The organism is Oceanisphaera arctica (assembly GCF_002936955.1).
GTDB lineage: Bacteria > Pseudomonadota > Gammaproteobacteria > Enterobacterales > Aeromonadaceae > Oceanimonas > Oceanimonas arctica.
In genome coordinates this window covers 22,302-38,078 of record NZ_MPZM01000029.1, presented here as the reverse complement: position 1 = coordinate 38,078, position 15,777 = coordinate 22,302, and the positions used below count along the sequence as shown (strand labels likewise).

At 58.2% G+C, this 15,777-nt stretch carries 15 protein-coding genes; 8 read left to right on the top strand and 7 right to left on the bottom strand.

Translation table 11 applies throughout. The features are described from left to right. The 3 genes from UN63_RS12175 to UN63_RS12165 all read left to right on the top strand — a co-directional run. The coding region (locus UN63_RS12175; RefSeq protein WP_280530388.1) for an ATP-dependent helicase C-terminal domain-containing protein at window positions 1-1,043 on the top strand (1,043 nt) is incomplete at its 5' end. A 2-nt stretch (window positions 1,044-1,045) separates the two neighbouring features. Further along, a complete protein-coding gene (gene mrcB / locus UN63_RS12170; protein WP_104487021.1) occupies window positions 1,046-3,376 on the top strand; it encodes a penicillin-binding protein 1B in 2,331 nt (776 codons plus the stop codon). Between the two features lie 136 nt (window positions 3,377-3,512). Then, entirely contained in the window at window positions 3,513-3,938 is a 426-nt protein-coding gene (locus tag UN63_RS12165; protein ID WP_104487024.1) for a VOC family protein, read from the top strand. Window positions 3,939-3,943: 5 nt separating this feature from the next. Here the strand turns inward: UN63_RS12165 and hemL are convergent, their stop codons facing one another. Next, on the bottom strand, window positions 3,944-5,230 hold the full coding sequence (gene hemL, locus UN63_RS12160; RefSeq protein WP_104487020.1) for a glutamate-1-semialdehyde 2,1-aminomutase: 1,287 nt from the start codon (window positions 5,228-5,230) through the stop codon (window positions 3,944-3,946). Between the two features lie 174 nt (window positions 5,231-5,404). Here hemL and UN63_RS12155 point away from each other — a divergent pair, with 174 nt between their 5' ends. The 4 genes from UN63_RS12155 to UN63_RS12140 are packed head-to-tail and all read left to right on the top strand — an operon-like array spanning window position 5,405 to window position 7,198. Next, window positions 5,405-6,040 (top strand): DUF6776 family protein, encoded by a 636-nt coding sequence (locus UN63_RS12155; protein WP_146084744.1) that lies wholly within the window; start codon window positions 5,405-5,407, stop codon window positions 6,038-6,040. Window positions 6,041-6,095: 55 nt separating this feature from the next. After that, window positions 6,096-6,440, top strand: coding sequence for an iron-sulfur cluster insertion protein ErpA (gene erpA, locus UN63_RS12150; protein WP_104487018.1), 345 nt, complete (start codon window positions 6,096-6,098; stop codon window positions 6,438-6,440). Between the two features lie 18 nt (window positions 6,441-6,458). Further along, entirely contained in the window at window positions 6,459-6,776 is a 318-nt protein-coding gene (locus UN63_RS12145; protein WP_104487017.1) for a glutaredoxin family protein, read from the top strand. Then, on the top strand, window positions 6,773-7,198 hold the full coding sequence (locus tag UN63_RS12140; RefSeq protein ID WP_104487016.1) for an HIT domain-containing protein: 426 nt from the start codon (window positions 6,773-6,775) through the stop codon (window positions 7,196-7,198). Before UN63_RS12145 ends, UN63_RS12140 begins: the two co-directional genes overlap by 4 nt. 25 nt (window positions 7,199-7,223) lie before the next feature. Here UN63_RS12140 and UN63_RS12135 read toward each other — a convergent pair whose 3' ends face one another. Beyond that, on the bottom strand, window positions 7,224-8,522 hold the full coding sequence (locus UN63_RS12135; RefSeq protein ID WP_104487015.1) for a peptidoglycan DD-metalloendopeptidase family protein: 1,299 nt from the start codon (window positions 8,520-8,522) through the stop codon (window positions 7,224-7,226). Window positions 8,523-8,690: 168 nt separating this feature from the next. Here UN63_RS12135 and tyrS point away from each other — a divergent pair, with 168 nt between their 5' ends. Further along, window positions 8,691-9,887 (top strand): tyrosine--tRNA ligase, encoded by a 1,197-nt coding sequence (gene tyrS / locus UN63_RS12130; protein WP_104487014.1) that lies wholly within the window; start codon window positions 8,691-8,693, stop codon window positions 9,885-9,887. A 103-nt stretch (window positions 9,888-9,990) separates the two neighbouring features. Here tyrS and UN63_RS12125 read toward each other — a convergent pair whose 3' ends face one another. From UN63_RS12125 to mtnN, 5 genes are all read right to left on the bottom strand, one after another. Then, on the bottom strand, window positions 9,991-11,661 hold the full coding sequence (locus UN63_RS12125; RefSeq protein ID WP_104487013.1) for a cytochrome-c peroxidase: 1,671 nt from the start codon (window positions 11,659-11,661) through the stop codon (window positions 9,991-9,993). Window positions 11,662-12,482: 821 nt separating this feature from the next. After that, entirely contained in the window at window positions 12,483-13,112 is a 630-nt protein-coding gene (locus tag UN63_RS12120; RefSeq protein ID WP_104487012.1) for a trimeric intracellular cation channel family protein, read from the bottom strand. Window positions 13,113-13,174: 62 nt separating this feature from the next. Then, complete coding sequence (locus UN63_RS12115) at window positions 13,175-14,005, bottom strand: cobalamin-binding protein (protein ID WP_229793558.1); 831 nt, start codon at window positions 14,003-14,005, stop codon at window positions 13,175-13,177. 7 nt (window positions 14,006-14,012) lie between these two features. Further along, complete coding sequence (locus tag UN63_RS12110) at window positions 14,013-14,942, bottom strand: cobalamin biosynthesis protein (RefSeq protein ID WP_104487011.1); 930 nt, start codon at window positions 14,940-14,942, stop codon at window positions 14,013-14,015. Window positions 14,943-14,947: 5 nt separating this feature from the next. Then, a complete protein-coding gene (gene mtnN / locus UN63_RS12105) occupies window positions 14,948-15,646 on the bottom strand; it encodes a 5'-methylthioadenosine/S-adenosylhomocysteine nucleosidase (RefSeq protein WP_104487010.1) in 699 nt (232 codons plus the stop codon). Window positions 15,647-15,777: the final 131 nt, after the last annotated feature.

Sequence of the window (15,777 nt, the reverse complement as noted above, 5' to 3'; positions counted from 1 at the left end):
AGGGACGGCTGAAACCGGCGGCCCGGCGTTGGTTCAAACGGCTGAAACAGGACGAAAGTGCGCCGGCGGGCCAGTATCTGGGGCCCTTGCTGGCCAACGCCAGATCCGAATGGGTTGGCCTGCTGCGTCAGCAGAGCCGCTATGGTCTGGCCGGTGGCCTGAGTGCAGACCTGCCTCAGGGCAGCCCGCTGCTCGGCAAGCCGATGCTGGCGATGGCGGCGCTGGGGCGGGGCGATCGCGGTGTCTTTATCCAGGCGGCGGAGCCGGTCAGCCTGGAGCAATTGCAGCAGTTTGTGCCCGAACGGTTCGGTGAGCGGGAGCAGCTGGAGTGGGATAACGACGCCAACCGGGTGCGGGCCGAACGTCAGTGGTGCTTCGGCGGCCTGATATTGCAGCGCTCGCCGTTGAGCAAGATAAGCCCCGAGCAGCGGGCACGTTGTCTGCTGGAGGAGCTGGTACGACGCGGCTGGTCGGCCTTACCACTGGATGAGGCAAGCCAGCAATATTGGCTCAGATTGAAGCTGGCCGGACAAAAACTGGCCGATTGCGGCTTCGAACCCTGTGACGAAAGTCGCTGGCTGGCCGAGGCAGAATACTGGCTACTGCCTTATCTGACGGGGCTGGGACGATGGGAAGAACTGTCCAGGCTCGATTGGGTCGGTATTTTCAAGAGCCGGCTGGACTGGTCACAACGGCAATTGCTGGATACCCTGCTACCAGCGGCTATCGAGCTGGCCACAGGTACCCGGGTCAGTCTTCGCTATCGGGAAGACGAGGATCCCGTGCTGCCGGTACGACTGCAGGAAATGTTCGGCCAGTCTGCTACGCCAGAGCTGGCGCGCGGCCGGGTTGCGCTGGTGCTGGAGCTATTGTCTCCGGCCCGGCGACCGTTACAGATTACCCGGGATCTGGCCGCCTTCTGGGCCGGCTCCTATCTGGATGTAAAGAAAGAGATGAAGGGACGTTATCCCAAACACGTGTGGCCGGATGATCCCGCGAATACGGCGCCGACCCGGCACACCAAGAGGCATATGAAGCACTGATTATGGCAAAAAAACAGACCCGAAAATCGAGAAAAAAGCCCGTGAAACAGCGTCGTTCATGGTGGGGCCTGCTGTTCAAGCTGGCGCTGGTGGGTGCCGTGCTGATGGGCATCTTCGGCATCTATCTGGACGGCCAGGTAAAGGAGCGTTTCGAGGGCCAGAAGTGGGCGCTGCCGGCGCTGGTCTATAGCCGGCCGCTGGAGCTGTTTCCGGGACAGAAGCTGTCCCATGCACAGATGCTGCGGGAGCTGCAGCTACTCAACTACCGCAAGGTAGCCAGCCCCGGTCGGCCCGGTGAATATTCGGTGACCAACAGCCGCATCGAAATTCATCGCCGGGCCTTCAATTTTTCCGACGGTGCCGAGGCGGCCCGTTCCATCCTGCTGACCTTCGAAGGGCTGCGGCTGAAGCGGATGCAGAATCCGAGCAACGGCCGGGAACTGGGGTATGCCCGCATGGATCCTGTGTTGCTCGATCGGCTCAACGTAGAAAAGCGGGAAGATCGCTTGCTGGTGCGGCTGGATCAGGTGCCCCCCTTGCTGGTCACCGCCTTGCTGACGGTCGAAGATCGTGATTTCTATCAGCACGACGGCGTCTCGCCGCTGGCGATACTGCGTGCCCTGGTGGTCAACATCAAGGCCGGGCGTACCGTGCAGGGCGGCAGTACCCTGACCCAGCAGCTGGCCAAGAACTTCTTCCTGACCCAGGATCGCAGCCTGTGGCGCAAGATCCAGGAAGCCTACATGGCGTTGATCATCGACTTTCGCTATGAAAAGGACGAGATCCTCGAAGCCTACCTCAACGAGGTTTATCTCGGACAGAACGGTGCCCAAGGTGTCTATGGCTTTGGTCTGGCCAGCTATTTCTATTTCGGCCTGCCGCTGAGCGAGCTGAATCCGGATCAGATTGCGCTGATGGTGGCGTTGGTGAAAGGACCCTCCTATTACGATCCCTGGCGTAATGCCGAACGGGCACAGGAGCGGCGCGATCTGGTACTGCGGTTACTGGCCAACGAAGGCCATATCGATCGGCAGACCTATGAGCGGGCCAGCAGCACGCCGCTGCAGCTGATTGAGCGGGGCCGCATGGGCTACGGTCGGACGCCTGGCTTCATGGGCCTGCTGCGTCAGGAACTGAAGGAGCGGTTCGGCGCCGATTTTCTGCGTCAGAACGGCCTCAAGATTTTCAGCAGCCTGGATCCCATTGCCCAGCACAGCGCCGAGCAGGCGGTGGTAGAGCAGCTGAAGCAGCTGCGGGCCAATACCAAAAAGTCGGATCTGGAAGCGGCTATGGTGGTGACCAACTGGCGTAAGGGAGAAGTCAGTGCCGTGGTCGGTGGCGCGGATCCCAGCTTTGCCGGCTTCAACCGGGCGCTGTCGGCACGTCGGCCCATCGGCTCGCTGATCAAGCCGCCCGTGTATGCAGAAGCCCTGGCCAACGGTTATACCCTGGGCAGTGCGATCAAGGATGAGCCGATCAGCCTGCGCAGTGATTCGGGCCAGGTGTGGCGCCCCAACAACTACGATCGCCAGTTCCGGGGTCAGGTAATGCTGGTCGATGCCCTGGCCAAGTCGTTGAACGTGCCGACGGTGAATCTCGGCATGGCCATTGGACTGGACAAGGTGATCGACGGCCTTAAGCGGATGGGGGTGCAGCAGCCGATCCCCGCCTATCCGTCGCTGATGCTCGGTACCCTGGAGTTGACCCCGTTCGAGGTCAATCAGATGTACCTGACCCTGGCCAATCAGGGGCTCTATCAGCAGCTGACGTCGATTCGCGCCATTCAGGATGAGCAGGGTGAGCTGCTGTATCAACACGGCGCCAAGGCGGTGCGAGTACTGGAGCCGGAAGCCGGTTATCTGGCGCTCTATGGCATGACCAAGGTGGTGGGCGGTGGTACTGCCGCCCATCTGGCGGCGCGATTCCCCAACCGGGTGATGGCGGGCAAGACCGGTACCACCAACGATCTGCGGGATACCTGGTATGCGGGTCTGGATAACGAAGAGCTGGTCAGTGTCTGGGTGGGCCGTGACGACAACGGCGTGACCGGTCTGACCGGATCCAGCGGTGCCCTTCGGGTATACAGTCGTTATCTGGATGGGCGGGGTGTCGACTCGCTGGAGCTGACGGCGCCTGCCGGCATCGATCAGGTCAACTTCGCAGTCAGCGATGGCATGCCGGCCGATCCCCGCTGTGAGCAGACCCGATTGTTGCCGGCCAAGGCCGCCGATTTGCCGGGGATCCGGGGTTGTCGACCGAGCTCGCCGACGCTGCCTGCTGCCGGTGAGCAGATTGGTGACTGGCTGAAGGATATCTTCAACTTCGCCCGCTGACAGATCACGTAAGGGGTGAGGCGTGAAGGGGGAGGTGCATCCCACGCCTCACGTACTTCCCGTTACTTCGGTCATAGAAAGGTGAAAGCCTCCATCTCCGTATATGCTCAATAGTATGTAGATGGAGGAACTGCTCATGTTTTCTTTTCATCATGTCACCCTGAGTGTGCATGACCTGTCTGTTTCTGAAGGCTTCTACAAGGGGTTGGGGTTCGAGTCGGTTTATCGTTGGCAGGATGATGCAGGCCAGCTGCAGATTTGCCATCTACGACTGGGCCAGGCCTTGCTTGAGCTTTACTGTTTTCGTCCCGATGATGAAGATGAGCTGTCTTCCTTGCCGCCCTGGGCCACAGGTTATCGGCTGGGGCTGCGTCATTTTGCCTTGCAGGTCGATGACCTTGATCAGGCGCTGAGTGCCCTGCACGGTGCCGGCGTACTGGCGGAAAAACCGTCGCCGGTAACGGGACAGACCTGTTTGCGTTATGTCTTTATTGTGGATCCGGATGGTAACAGCGTGGAGTTGCTGGAAGGGCCGCTGGTGGAGATCCAGCGGCCGGAGTAGGCTGTTTAGCCTTTCATGATGGCGAAGGCCTTGTCGGCGGCAGCCAGAGTATGGGCGATTTCCTGCTCACCGTGGGCCAGAGACATGAAGCCCGCTTCGAAGGCGCTGGGCGCCAGGTAGACACCTTCTTCCAGCATCAGATGGAAGAAGCGCTTGAAAGCCTCGAGGTCACAGCGAGTCACCTGCTCATAGCTGCTGATGTTCTTTTCTTCGGTGAAGAAGAAACCGAACATGGCGCCTACCTGGGTGGTAGTGAAGGGAATACCGTGCTTGTCGGCGGCGGCCTGCAGGCCGTCTACCAGGGCTTTGGTGGTCTGTTCCAGCTGTTCGTAGACACCCGGCGCACTGATGGCATTCAGGGTCGCAAGACCGGCGGCCATGGCCACCGGGTTACCTGAGAGAGTACCCGCCTGATAAACCGGACCGGTCGGGGCCAGATGTTCCATCACGTCGCGGCGACCGCCGAAGGCGCCCACCGGCATGCCGCCACCGATGATTTTGCCGAGAGTGGTCAGATCCGGCTTGACGCCGAAACGCAGCTGAGCGCCGCCAAGGGAAGCGCGGAAACCGCACATCACTTCATCGAAAATCAGCAGGGCGCCGTACTGGTCACAAATGGTACGCAGGCCTTCGAGGAAGCCGGGTACAGGGGGAATGCAGTTCATGTTGCCGGCGATAGGCTCGACGATGATACAGGCGATGTCGGCGGGGGCCGCTTCGAAGGCCGCCTTGACCGAGTCCAGATCGTTGAAGGTGGCGGTCAGGGTATGCTTGGCAAAGTCGGCAGGCACGCCCGGCGAGTTGGGTTGTCCCAGGGTGAGGGCGCCGGATCCGGCCTTGACCAGCAGGCAGTCGGCGTGACCATGGTAGCAGCCTTCAAACTTCAGGATCTTGTCGCGACCGGTAAAGCCACGGGCCAGACGGATGGCGCTCATGGTGGCTTCGGTGCCGGAGTTGACCATGCGTACCTGCTCCATAGAGGGTACCAGTTGGTTGACCTTTTCTGCCATGGTCACTTCCACCCCGGTGGGGGCTCCGTAGCTCAGTCCCCGCTCTACCGCTTCCAGTACTGCCTCACGTACCACTTTGGCGTTGTGGCCCAGGATCATCGGGCCCCAGGATCCGATGTAATCCACATAGGACTGGCCGTCCACATCGAAGATATAGGCGCCGTCGGCGCGCTCGATAAAGCGCGGCGTGCCACCTACGCCGTTAAAGGCGCGTACCGGAGAGTTCACGCCACCGGGAATAAAGCGGCGGGCCTGGGAAAATAAATCGTCAGACTTGGACATATCAGTATCCTTTGAATAGGGTCATAGGCGGCGCTTGCGGCCAAGGTGGCCAGACTATAGCAAAAAGCAGACTGACCTTGAATGGGGCTTTGCTGCTGGCGCCGGACTCATGGCTTTGGCACAATTCGCCGCTATTGTCGGCACACCAGCCGCTATCGTTATCAGGAGTCTATTGTGCACCAGTCGCTCGGTCGTCGTTTAATGGTGGTATCCTTGATAGCCAGCCTGCTGCTGGCCGTTGCCGGTTATCTTGGGCTGCGTTATCAGGAGCAGGCTCGCCTGCTCGAGCAGCATCGGCAACAGGCGGAGCGCAGTCGGCAGGAACTGCTGGCGCTGCGGGTCGATCTGCAGACTCTGTTAAGCGCCGAGAGCAGTCAGTTGGCCCAGCTGGAGCAGCAGTCGCGACAACTGGCGGAGCAGGCGCAGCAGCTGGCGCTTTACCGGCAGGTGCTGGCGCCGGATGGTGGGGCCGAGTTGCTGCTGGCCCAGGAAGATATCACCACGCTGGCGGAGCCGGGGCTCTTTTCTTACCGCTTGGTGTTGCTCCAACCCACCAACACAGGTAACAGAGTCACCGGTCAGGCTCGGTTGAAAATCCGAGCCCTGCAGGATGGTCAGCCGGTGGTATTTAATGAAGAAATCCTGGGTGTGGCGCCGGTTACCCTGGATTTTCGCCATTTTCAGGTGCTGACCGGCCAGTTGCAGTTACCGGTCGGTAGCCGGGCGCAGACCCTGGAACTACAGCTGGAGCTGGACCGCAGGCCTGCGCGAACCCTGAGTCTCAACTGGCCCACCCCGGACAATACTTGAACTGTTTACTCGGGTATTAGATAATTTTGGTTGATAACTAATCCAAGAGGTAGTGATGAGCGATGCAATCCCTTTGCCGATCCAGATGAGCGATGCGGCAGCCAATAAAATTCAGGCCTTAATCAGCGAAGAAGAAAATCCCGATCTGCGCCTGCGAGTCTATATCACCGGTGGTGGTTGCTCCGGCTTTCAGTACGGCTTTACCTTCGATGAAAAAACCAACGACGGCGACACTGTGATCGAAAAGAACGGCGTCATCATGGTGGTGGACGGTATGAGCCTGCAGTACCTGATTGGCGGTACCGTCGATTATATCGACGGCCTGGAAGGTTCCCGTTTTCTGGTGACCAACCCCAATGCTACCAGTACCTGTGGCTGCGGCTCATCTTTCAGCGTTTAACCGAGAATAAGGTGGCTTATGTCCCTGTTTGACTGGCTCAAGGGAGCCGAAAACGAACCTGCACCTGTGGTGGATTCCGTCGACAAGCTGGCGTTTTATCAGCGAGCCTGGTGCCCTTATTGCGAGCGGGTCAAGATGGTGATCGGCGAGCTGGAGCTCGACATCCGTGAATGCGACACCAATGAACCGGAGCACCTGCAGGCGCTGATGGCCGGTGGTGGTCAGCGCATGGTGCCTTGCCTGCGCATCGAACCGGAGCCGGGCCAGTATTTCTGGCTGTATGAATCCGCCGATATTATCGCCTACCTGCGTCGTCATTTCGGGGCGGACAAGTGAGCCAATTTCAGCTACACCCTCGGCTGTTGGCAGATACCATCATTCTGGGAGAGCTGCCGCTGAGCCTGGTGTTACTGGCCAGAGACAGCCAATATCCCTGGTTGATACTGGTGCCGAAGCGAGCCGATATTCGTGAGACCCACTGGTTGAACGAAGAAGAGCAGCAGCAGCTGATGCGTGAGTCCTGCGCCCTGGCTCGCCTGATGGAAACCGAGTTGGCGGCAGACAAAATCAATGTGGCCGCCCTCGGCAACATGGTGCCTCAGTTGCACCTGCATCATGTGGCCCGTTTTACCAGCGACGCCGCCTGGCCGGATCCCATATGGGGCAAGCATCCGGCACAAGCTTACGAGGAGCCCGAGTCGGTTGCCGATGAGTGGCGGCAACGACTGGCCATACTGACGGGGTTTAGCGCCCGCTAAGTGCTGGCGGAGCCTGCTCCCGGCTTCAGTTATTGGCCAGCATCACCTCACTGACCTTGCTCAGCTGCGCCAGCAGCTTGTCTGCCTTGGGGCGAAATCTGGCCAGCTCGCTCCGAGACAGAAAGGCGGCTTGGGGCAAATCCACGCTCTTGGGATCCTTGTGTACCCCGTTGACCAGAAACTCGTAATGCAGATGAGGGCCGGTGACCCGGCCGGTGGCGCCCACGGTGCCGATCTGCTGTTCCTGCTTGACCTTTTCCCCTTTCTTCACCATGCGCTGATGTAGGTGCAGGTATTTGGTGAGGTAGGTGCGGTCGTGGCGGATCACCACGTAATTGCCATTGAACCGACTGTAGCCGGATTCCACCACCACGCCGCTACCGGCGGCGACCACTGGGGTGCCAGTGCGGGCCGCGTAGTCGATGCCGCGGTGCGGCTTGACCTGGCCGGTAACCGGGTGCAAACGGCGAGGGTTGAAGTTGGAGCTGATGTGGGAGAAGTTGACCGGTGCGCGCAGAAAGCTTTTGCGCATGGCCCGGCCCTCGGGCGAATAGTAATTGCCATCATCGTGCCGTACCGCCCGGTATACCTTGCCCTGATTGATAAACTCGGCAGCCAGTATGTGGCCGGTGTCGACCAGAATACCGTCCTTGTAGCGCTGGTCGTACAGCACGGCAAAGTGATCGCCGGCACGAATGTCGAGGCCAAAGTCCAGATCCCAGGCGAACATGGCGGCCAGGCTCATGATTTTCCCCGGACTCAAACCGGCACTGACGCCAGCCCCCCAGAAGTTGGAGCTGATCGAGGCCTGAGCGTACTGGGTGCGATGCTCCAGTTTGACGCTGATGATACGGCTGCGAAGCTCGGTTCCGCTCTGGCGGATGTCGAGGGTGCGCGCTGCATCCAGCGGATAACTGAGGCCGGCAAAATGTCCTTTCCTGTCGAAGGAAAAGGTCAGGCGCTCTTCGGGATGGATTTTTCGCAGTAACTCGGCGTGGGCGCCCAGCTGGCTGATATCGTGCAACAGGGCGGAAGACAGTCCCTGACGGGCAAAGATCGATGACAGGGTATCGCCCCGACTGACCTTGACCATCTGCTCTCGTACGGGCAGATGATCGTCGACCACCGGCAGGTCTTCCACCTCCATCTCGAGTGGCTGACGTTTGTCCTGCAATGCATTAGATAGAGGAATATCGGACCGATCGCGGCTGGCCACAGCCGGCTCTGTTGGCATCATGATCAGCACCACCATGGCGGCGCTCAACAGTCCGAGGGCAACTTTATGACCACGGGGTAATGACTTGAGTCTGTAAATAACGGGCATGCGATACTCTTCCCTGAATCAAGTCCGGATTTTACAGCCTTTCCAATTTATCCGCCATTCCAGTAATATGCTTCCCTTATTTTGTTTGGGTCATCCAAATCGTTGTTCCGAGTAGCAGGCAGTATTCGGAACAGCCATTCAGGTGCACAGCACAGGAGTAGAGTCGTCATGTCCCAGCTGGAAGCGGCGTTAGCGGAAATAAAGCGTGGTGCCGAAGAGATACTGGTTGAAGAAGAGCTGGTTGCCAAATTAAAGGAAGGCCGCCCCCTGCGGGTGAAGCTGGGCATGGATCCCACCGCGCCAGATATTCATCTGGGACACACGGTGATCCTCAACAAGCTGCGCCAGTTTCAGGATCTGGGCCACGAGGTTCTGCTGCTGATCGGTGATTTTACCGCCCAGGTGGGCGACCCGAGCGGCAAGAACAGTACCCGTCCGCCGCTGACCCCCGAGCAGGTTGCCGACAACGCCAAAACCTACGCGGAGCAGGCGTTCAAGGTACTGGACGCGGAAAAAACCCGGATAGTCTATAACTCCAGCTGGCTCGGCGAGCTGGGTGCGACCGGCATGATCAAGCTGGCATCCAAGCTGACCGTGGCCCGCATGCTGGAACGGGACGACTTCAAGAAGCGTTATGGTTCCGGTCAGTCCATCGCCATCCATGAATTCATGTATCCGCTGCTGCAGGGTTACGACTCGGTAGCACTCAAGGCCGATATCGAGCTGGGCGGCACCGATCAGAAGTTCAACCTGCTGATGGGCCGCGAGCTGCAGAAAGACGCCGGCCAGTCACCCCAGGTGGTGCTGACCATGCCGTTGCTGGAAGGCCTGGACGGCGTCAAGAAGATGTCCAAGTCGGCCGGTAACTATATCGGTGTAGATGAGGCACCAGGCGAGATGTTCGGCAAGATTATGTCCCTGTCCGACGAGCTGATGTGGCGTTATTTCGAGCTGCTGTCCAGTCGCAGCCTGGATGAGCTGGCCGGCCTCAAGCAAGAGGTTCTTGAGGGCGCCAACCCGCGCGACATCAAGATCTTGCTGGCCAAGGAGATCATCAGTCGCTATCACAATGAAGCGGCGGCCGAGCAGGCCCATCAGGACTTCGTGCAGCGTTTCCAGAAAAACGCTATTCCCGATGACCTGCCGGAAGTGACCCTGAACGCCGGTGCCGAGGGCATCGCCATCGCCAACCTGCTGAAAGACGCCGGCCTGGTGGGTTCGACCTCGGAAGCGCTGCGCATGATCAAGCAGGGCGCGGTCAAGATTGACGGCGACAAGCTGGAAGACGGCAAGCTGGTGGTACCGGCCGGCGAAGCGGTCTACCAGGTCGGCAAGCGTAAATTTGCCAAGGTCACCGTAGCCTGAATCTGACGGTTATCGACCATGTAAAAAGGCCTCGTTAGAGGCCTTTTTTTAACACCATCTTTAGGCTGTTTTTCTGGTCACGGTACAGTTCCATAGCCGCTTACTACTTGGATTTCTTATTTGGTGCCGGAAGCTCAACAATGCGCTGATCACTGAAGGTTTTCAGGTAGGCGACGATCGTCTCCTCGTCACAGGTGCTGAGCCCCAGGTTACCCGTCAGCCCGCCAATAGATACCGCATTGGTATTACCGGGAGCAGGCCAGCAGGCAGGAAGACCATCCTCCTCACCCATCGCTTGCGCTTCGGTTACAACCTCATCATCACAGAGTGGAACACCACTACTGCCAACATCCGACGTATTATAGAAATGCACTAGGCTCTCCAGACTCTTGAACCAGCCGTTGCTGGGGTAGGCCTTTACAAAACCGGACTCGTTGTCAGGGAGCTTGGCCACATTGCGAAGGGTGGGTGTTTTAACCAGCCCGACATCCTCCTCCTCTCCGGTATGTCCAGCCAGACCAAGGGCCGCTTCAACAACTCCGGGAATCTCATAATTCACCGGCGTACCGATATTGTGATAGGAATGATCAGCATAGGTCTGTAATGGCTCGCTACCATCATCCCCCCGATTATTAGTATGACAGGCAACGCATCGGGCGCCCGATTTGGGATTATCTGCGGTGATTACTGTCTTATTACAGGTGTCAAAAGCCCCAACGGGTACTCTTCTGAATGAATAGAACAAGTCGTGCCCCCAGTTTTCCTGCTCACTCAGCCTCACCAGCGGGAACTGCCCTAACGGCCCTTGCTTTTCATCGATATCAGACTGGTCACAGGATCCGTTTAACTTATCGGGTACAAGTCCGAATCTAGACAAGATATTTTTAACTTCAACCTCCTCCAAACCATCAGCCCAGGGTAACTCCTGTATCTCAGCTAAAGGCATACAAGCCAGCTCGGCCCGCAGCGCATTATCGCGTTTGGAACTGAATGAGTTGACCTCGGAAGAGTCCTGATAGGCCGCGAGCGCCACCGCGATACGCTTGAAGCTGGTACGGTAGATATCATCGTTACACTTGATACGCTCACCCCAGGCGTCCGCAAACAAATTGGCATAACCTGCCTTCTCGACATGGTGGCAGACCGCCTCTTCGCGGATATTCTGCTCGACCGGGTTGGGAAAGGGGTTCAGCGCCTGATCGGCCACCGGCCCCAGGTAATCTTTCACCGCCTGCTCAAATAGGGTCAGGGGAGAGGCATCTTCGGTTACCCCCATTATCACATCGGCCAGATAGACATGATCGGTGGCGCCACCCGGATACATGGGCTCGTCACCCTCGGCACGGCCATCCCAGAAGGCCCCGCCAACTGCGACGGAGTCCCCGGTGAACGGATTAACAACCTCTTGAAACGGGGGGATCAGGGTAGCATAGGCATTGGTTGGTGGCCTCAAGCCCCCCCTGGCCTCCGGATTCTTGTGGAAGGCTGCGCCCGGTTGAGCTACCTCAAGCTTGTTGATGTCCGATGAGGGCCCGGTCCACCCGGTCGCGGGATCGTGGCAACTGGAACAGGATTGCTCGCCCTTGGGCTTGGAAATGGGGTCAAAGAATATCCTCTTACCCAATTTGGTCAGGGCTTCAATTCGCTCGCTGTCATCTAAAACAACGACCTTCTTGGCCTCTGCCTGACTGGCTATCAGACTCAAGCCACTCGCAAGCACGGCGAGCGTCACTGCTCCCGCAATCGCGGATGTCCGAAATGTTGTTGTGGCCATCACTGTTGCTCCTTAAAAAGTAATATTTACAACACCCTCTCTAGTTACGGCTGTAACGATATTTCATGATTATGCCCGCCTACGGCTATTCCATATGAATGACAGTTATGCCACCAAGTAAAACATTTCCTTTTCATTGAGTTAAAAAGTAAATAACCCATAACCCATTCAATAAAAATACACGAAATCATCCACGCTGGTGATTCATTATTTTCTTGAGTATTAATATTTTATTGAATCAATGATGGTATAAAACTCATGCACCTCCATCAGTCCAGCAGTTTGTTAAGTGTTGATTGAAAATCAGGAATTTTCAAGAAAACATCAGCACTGCGCGAGCCAGGAGTATATGAAGTCGATGCTGTGTAAAGGTATTGATATGATTGAAAATGCATTAAAAAACAGATTCTTAAAGCCCAATGCGCATCATCTTTAATTAACCATGTAGCAAAAAGGATACAACTGAAGAAAAATAAATAAAATTAGATATCAGAAGGTTACACCCTCACCATTAATTTGGTGTTTCATATAGATTACACATTCATCCAACATGTATTTTTATCATCCTGAGAGACTTTATTTCCGTACCTGATTTCTGATGTTTGATACCAATCAGATTAAGTGTCTGTCAAATATTCGGGCGGAGCGCCAGAGGCAACACAGCCGCCTCTCTCGACACTCCACTGGAAAATGATACTCACCGCTTCAGCCTGACCGGATATCCAGTGAATATTCGCAGTAGGCTGAAACGGTGAGTATGTAGTGGTCAACAAAAAGTGGGTCGTCGGAGCGGGCCCTTTGTCTGATGGACGGAGTCTGTGTCAGCGGTTCAGCGAAAAGGCCGGTAGTGACAGGTGCCAGCGAATGGCGGCGACGCGCAGTATGAAGGTGCCCAGCATGCCGAACAGGGTGGCGAGCAAAGGCGTGATGCCCAGTGCCAGAGAGCCGGTGTAGAGAACGCCGCCGAAGATACAGGCGGTGGCGTAGATTTCCCGCTGCAGCACCATGGGCACTTCCCGTGCCAGCACGTCTCGGATCATGCCGCCGGCCACGCCGGTGATCACACCCATCACCACCGCCACCATGCCGGACGTCCCGTAGCTGAGCGCTTTTTCGGTGCCGATAATGGTGAATATGGCCAGACCGAAGGCATCGGCCAGCGGCAGAATATACCAGGGCAGCCGACGGGGCAGTTGGGCAATATATTGCCCGAGCAGGGCCGTGGCCAGTATCACCCACAGATAGACGCTATCGGCGGTCCAGAACACCTGCTCGGCACCGATGATCAGGTCGCGGATGGTGCCGCCGCCGATGGCGGTGACCGCCGCCAGCACGATGACGCCGAAGCCGTCCATGCGCAGTCGGCCCGCCACCAGCACGCCGGAAAAGGCGAATACAGCCGTGCCGAAAAGATCACTCCAGTAGAACACCGACTCAACCAGGGGCTGCATTTTTTCGCCTCACATAAAAAGGGCGCCATTGTATAGAGGCGCCCAGACGAACACAATTGCGACTATTCTGCGGCCCTGACTTTATCCAATTGCAGGCATAGCTGACGAATACCGGCAGGCGTACGGGGTGTAAAACGGTGCAGGCGATTGGCGTCGATAGTCAGCAAATGGTCTAGTGATACCGCCTGCAATGCGGGCCATTGCCGCCAATGCTGCAGCTCTGCGTCCTTGTCTGCCAGTATCACCTGCGGGTCTTGCGCCAGTACCTGCTCGGCGTTCACCTGCGGATAGGGCGCGGGGCTGTCGGCCATGATATTGACCCCGCCACACAGCGTCACCGCCTGGCCCATCCAGGTGCCGCCGTTAGCCGACATCAAGGGGATGCTGGCAATCTGATAAAACACCGTCACCGGGCCGGCATCGCGATAGTCTCGTTCAAGCTCGTGTAATTGCCGTTGATAGTCGGAGACCACCTCAGCTGCCTGTCGCTGATGGCCGGTCAGCTCACCCAGTTGCTGCAATTCATCGCCAAGCTCGAGGAAGGTTTGGGGCGCGGAATAAAACACGGCCACCCCCAGTTGTTCCAGTGGCTGCACCATTTGTTGCTGCGCCGTGCCCCAGGCCACAATCAGGTCCGGCTGCAGCGCCAATATCTGCTCCATATTGAGCGAGCGATAGTTGGCGACTCTGGGCAATGAATGGGCCGCCTTCGGGTAGTCACTGGCGTCATCCACCGCAATCACCTGAGCACCGGCGCCGATGGCGAACAGCATCTCGGTGATATGGGGAGCCAGGCTGATGATACGGCGGGCCTCGTCGGCACGGGGCTGGCCGGGGCTGAACATGGCCCCGAACAACAGGGGAAGCAGCAATAAAACTCTGAATTTAACCATTCAGCACTTAACCATGAAACAGGGGCACCAGTACCAGGGTCCAGGCCAGGGACAGCCAGAACAGCAGGACGATCACCAGGCGCCATAACAGCGCTCGGGTCGAGAGGGCATTCAGGTAATTCTTGCAGCCGAGCTTGGGGTAGTAGTCGGTGGCATCGATGTAACGCCGGGGGCCACCGAGGCCTGCATCCACACCGGCTGCCGCCACCGCCAGCAGGCGACCGCTGGCCGGGTAGGCCCACAGGCGACCCTGAGGCAAGGCCTTGATGGCGCGTATCGACCCCGGATAGATAAGCAGAGTCAGAGCCAACAATTGGAACGGCAACCAGGCCATGGCGCGATACAGCACCGACGACAGCAGACCGAAGGCACGCCAGTGCACCAGCTTGCGCGGCCAGGCTTGCACTGCATAGCGCAGCAGGGCGAACACTAAGGCGGCATAGATGCCGCCGGCCAGATACCAGCACAACAGGGCGGCATCGCCTGCCAGCCGCAGTACAGCCACTTCCGCCAGCGTCTTGTGCAGCCCCAGCGGTGAGAGTGGATCGGTCTGGCGCAGACACAGAGGAGCCAGCGTCAGGCGGGCCTGCGACTGTTGTTCGTGGCTTTGCTGTAGGCACAGGGGCAGGGCGCGGCTGAGCCGACCCAGATCCAGACAACACCACAGTAGCAGCGGCTCCAGCAGTGCCGGCCAGGGCGATAGTACCGTCAGCGGCCGGTAGGTGGCCGTCAAGGGTAGCAGCAGGCAGAGCAGCAGTGCCCCGCCAGCCAGCTGCAGATAGCGGGCACTATAGCGTTCGCTATTGAGGCGGCCCCCCAGCTGCATCAGGCCCTGAGTCAGGCCCTGCTGCAGCCGTGTTGCCGGCAGCAGCAGGCTCAGCAGTATGGCGATGCTCAGCAGGGTGAGCGGCTGATCGAGCAGTGAGAGGGTGGTCATCGTATTCAGCCGGGCATGCGCTCGACCATGGCCAGCACCATGGCGGAGGAATGGCGAGCCGCCACTTCCAGGAAGGCCTCGAAGGACTCGGCCTGTTCTTTGCCGGCGATGTCGGACAGGGCACGGACAACCACAAAAGGCACCTGGAACTGATGGCACACCTGGCCCACGGCCCCGGCTTCCATTTCACAGGCCTTCATGGTCGGGAACTGGGTGATGGCCTTCTGCAGCTGATCTTCCCGGTGCATGAACTGATCGCCGGTACAGATAAGTCCCACCGCCGAATTGATCTCGTCCTGTTCGGCCAGGCAGTCTTGCGCCAGCGCAATCAGCCCGGCATCGGCGATAAAGGCGGCAGGCTGCTGGGCCATCTGTCCCATTTCGTAACCGAAGGCGGTCACATCCACGTCGTGAAAACGGACTTCGCTGGATACCACCACATCACCCACATGCAGCGCCGGATCGAAACCGCCGGCGGAGCCGGTGTTGATTACCGTCCTGGGAGAGAAGCGTTCCAGCAGCAGGGTGGTGGCGATGCTGGCGGCGACCTTGCCGATGCCGGAGCGGGTAATGACTACATCCTTGCCCGCCAGGGTGCCCTGGTAGAACTCACAGCCCGCCACCGTAATGGTCTGGGCGTTTTCCAGCTGAGCGCGCAGCTCGGCGACTTCCTGCTCCATGGCGCCAATAATACCGATAGTCATAAGGGGTTCTCTCGCAACGAAAATAATGAGGGAGTTTATCATCATCAACCCAAAAGGCCGACTGGGGATCCGTGTCTCAGGTTGTGTCTGTTCTTCTTTGGTTTCTATCTCGTTGGTCAAGGGATCTGGCT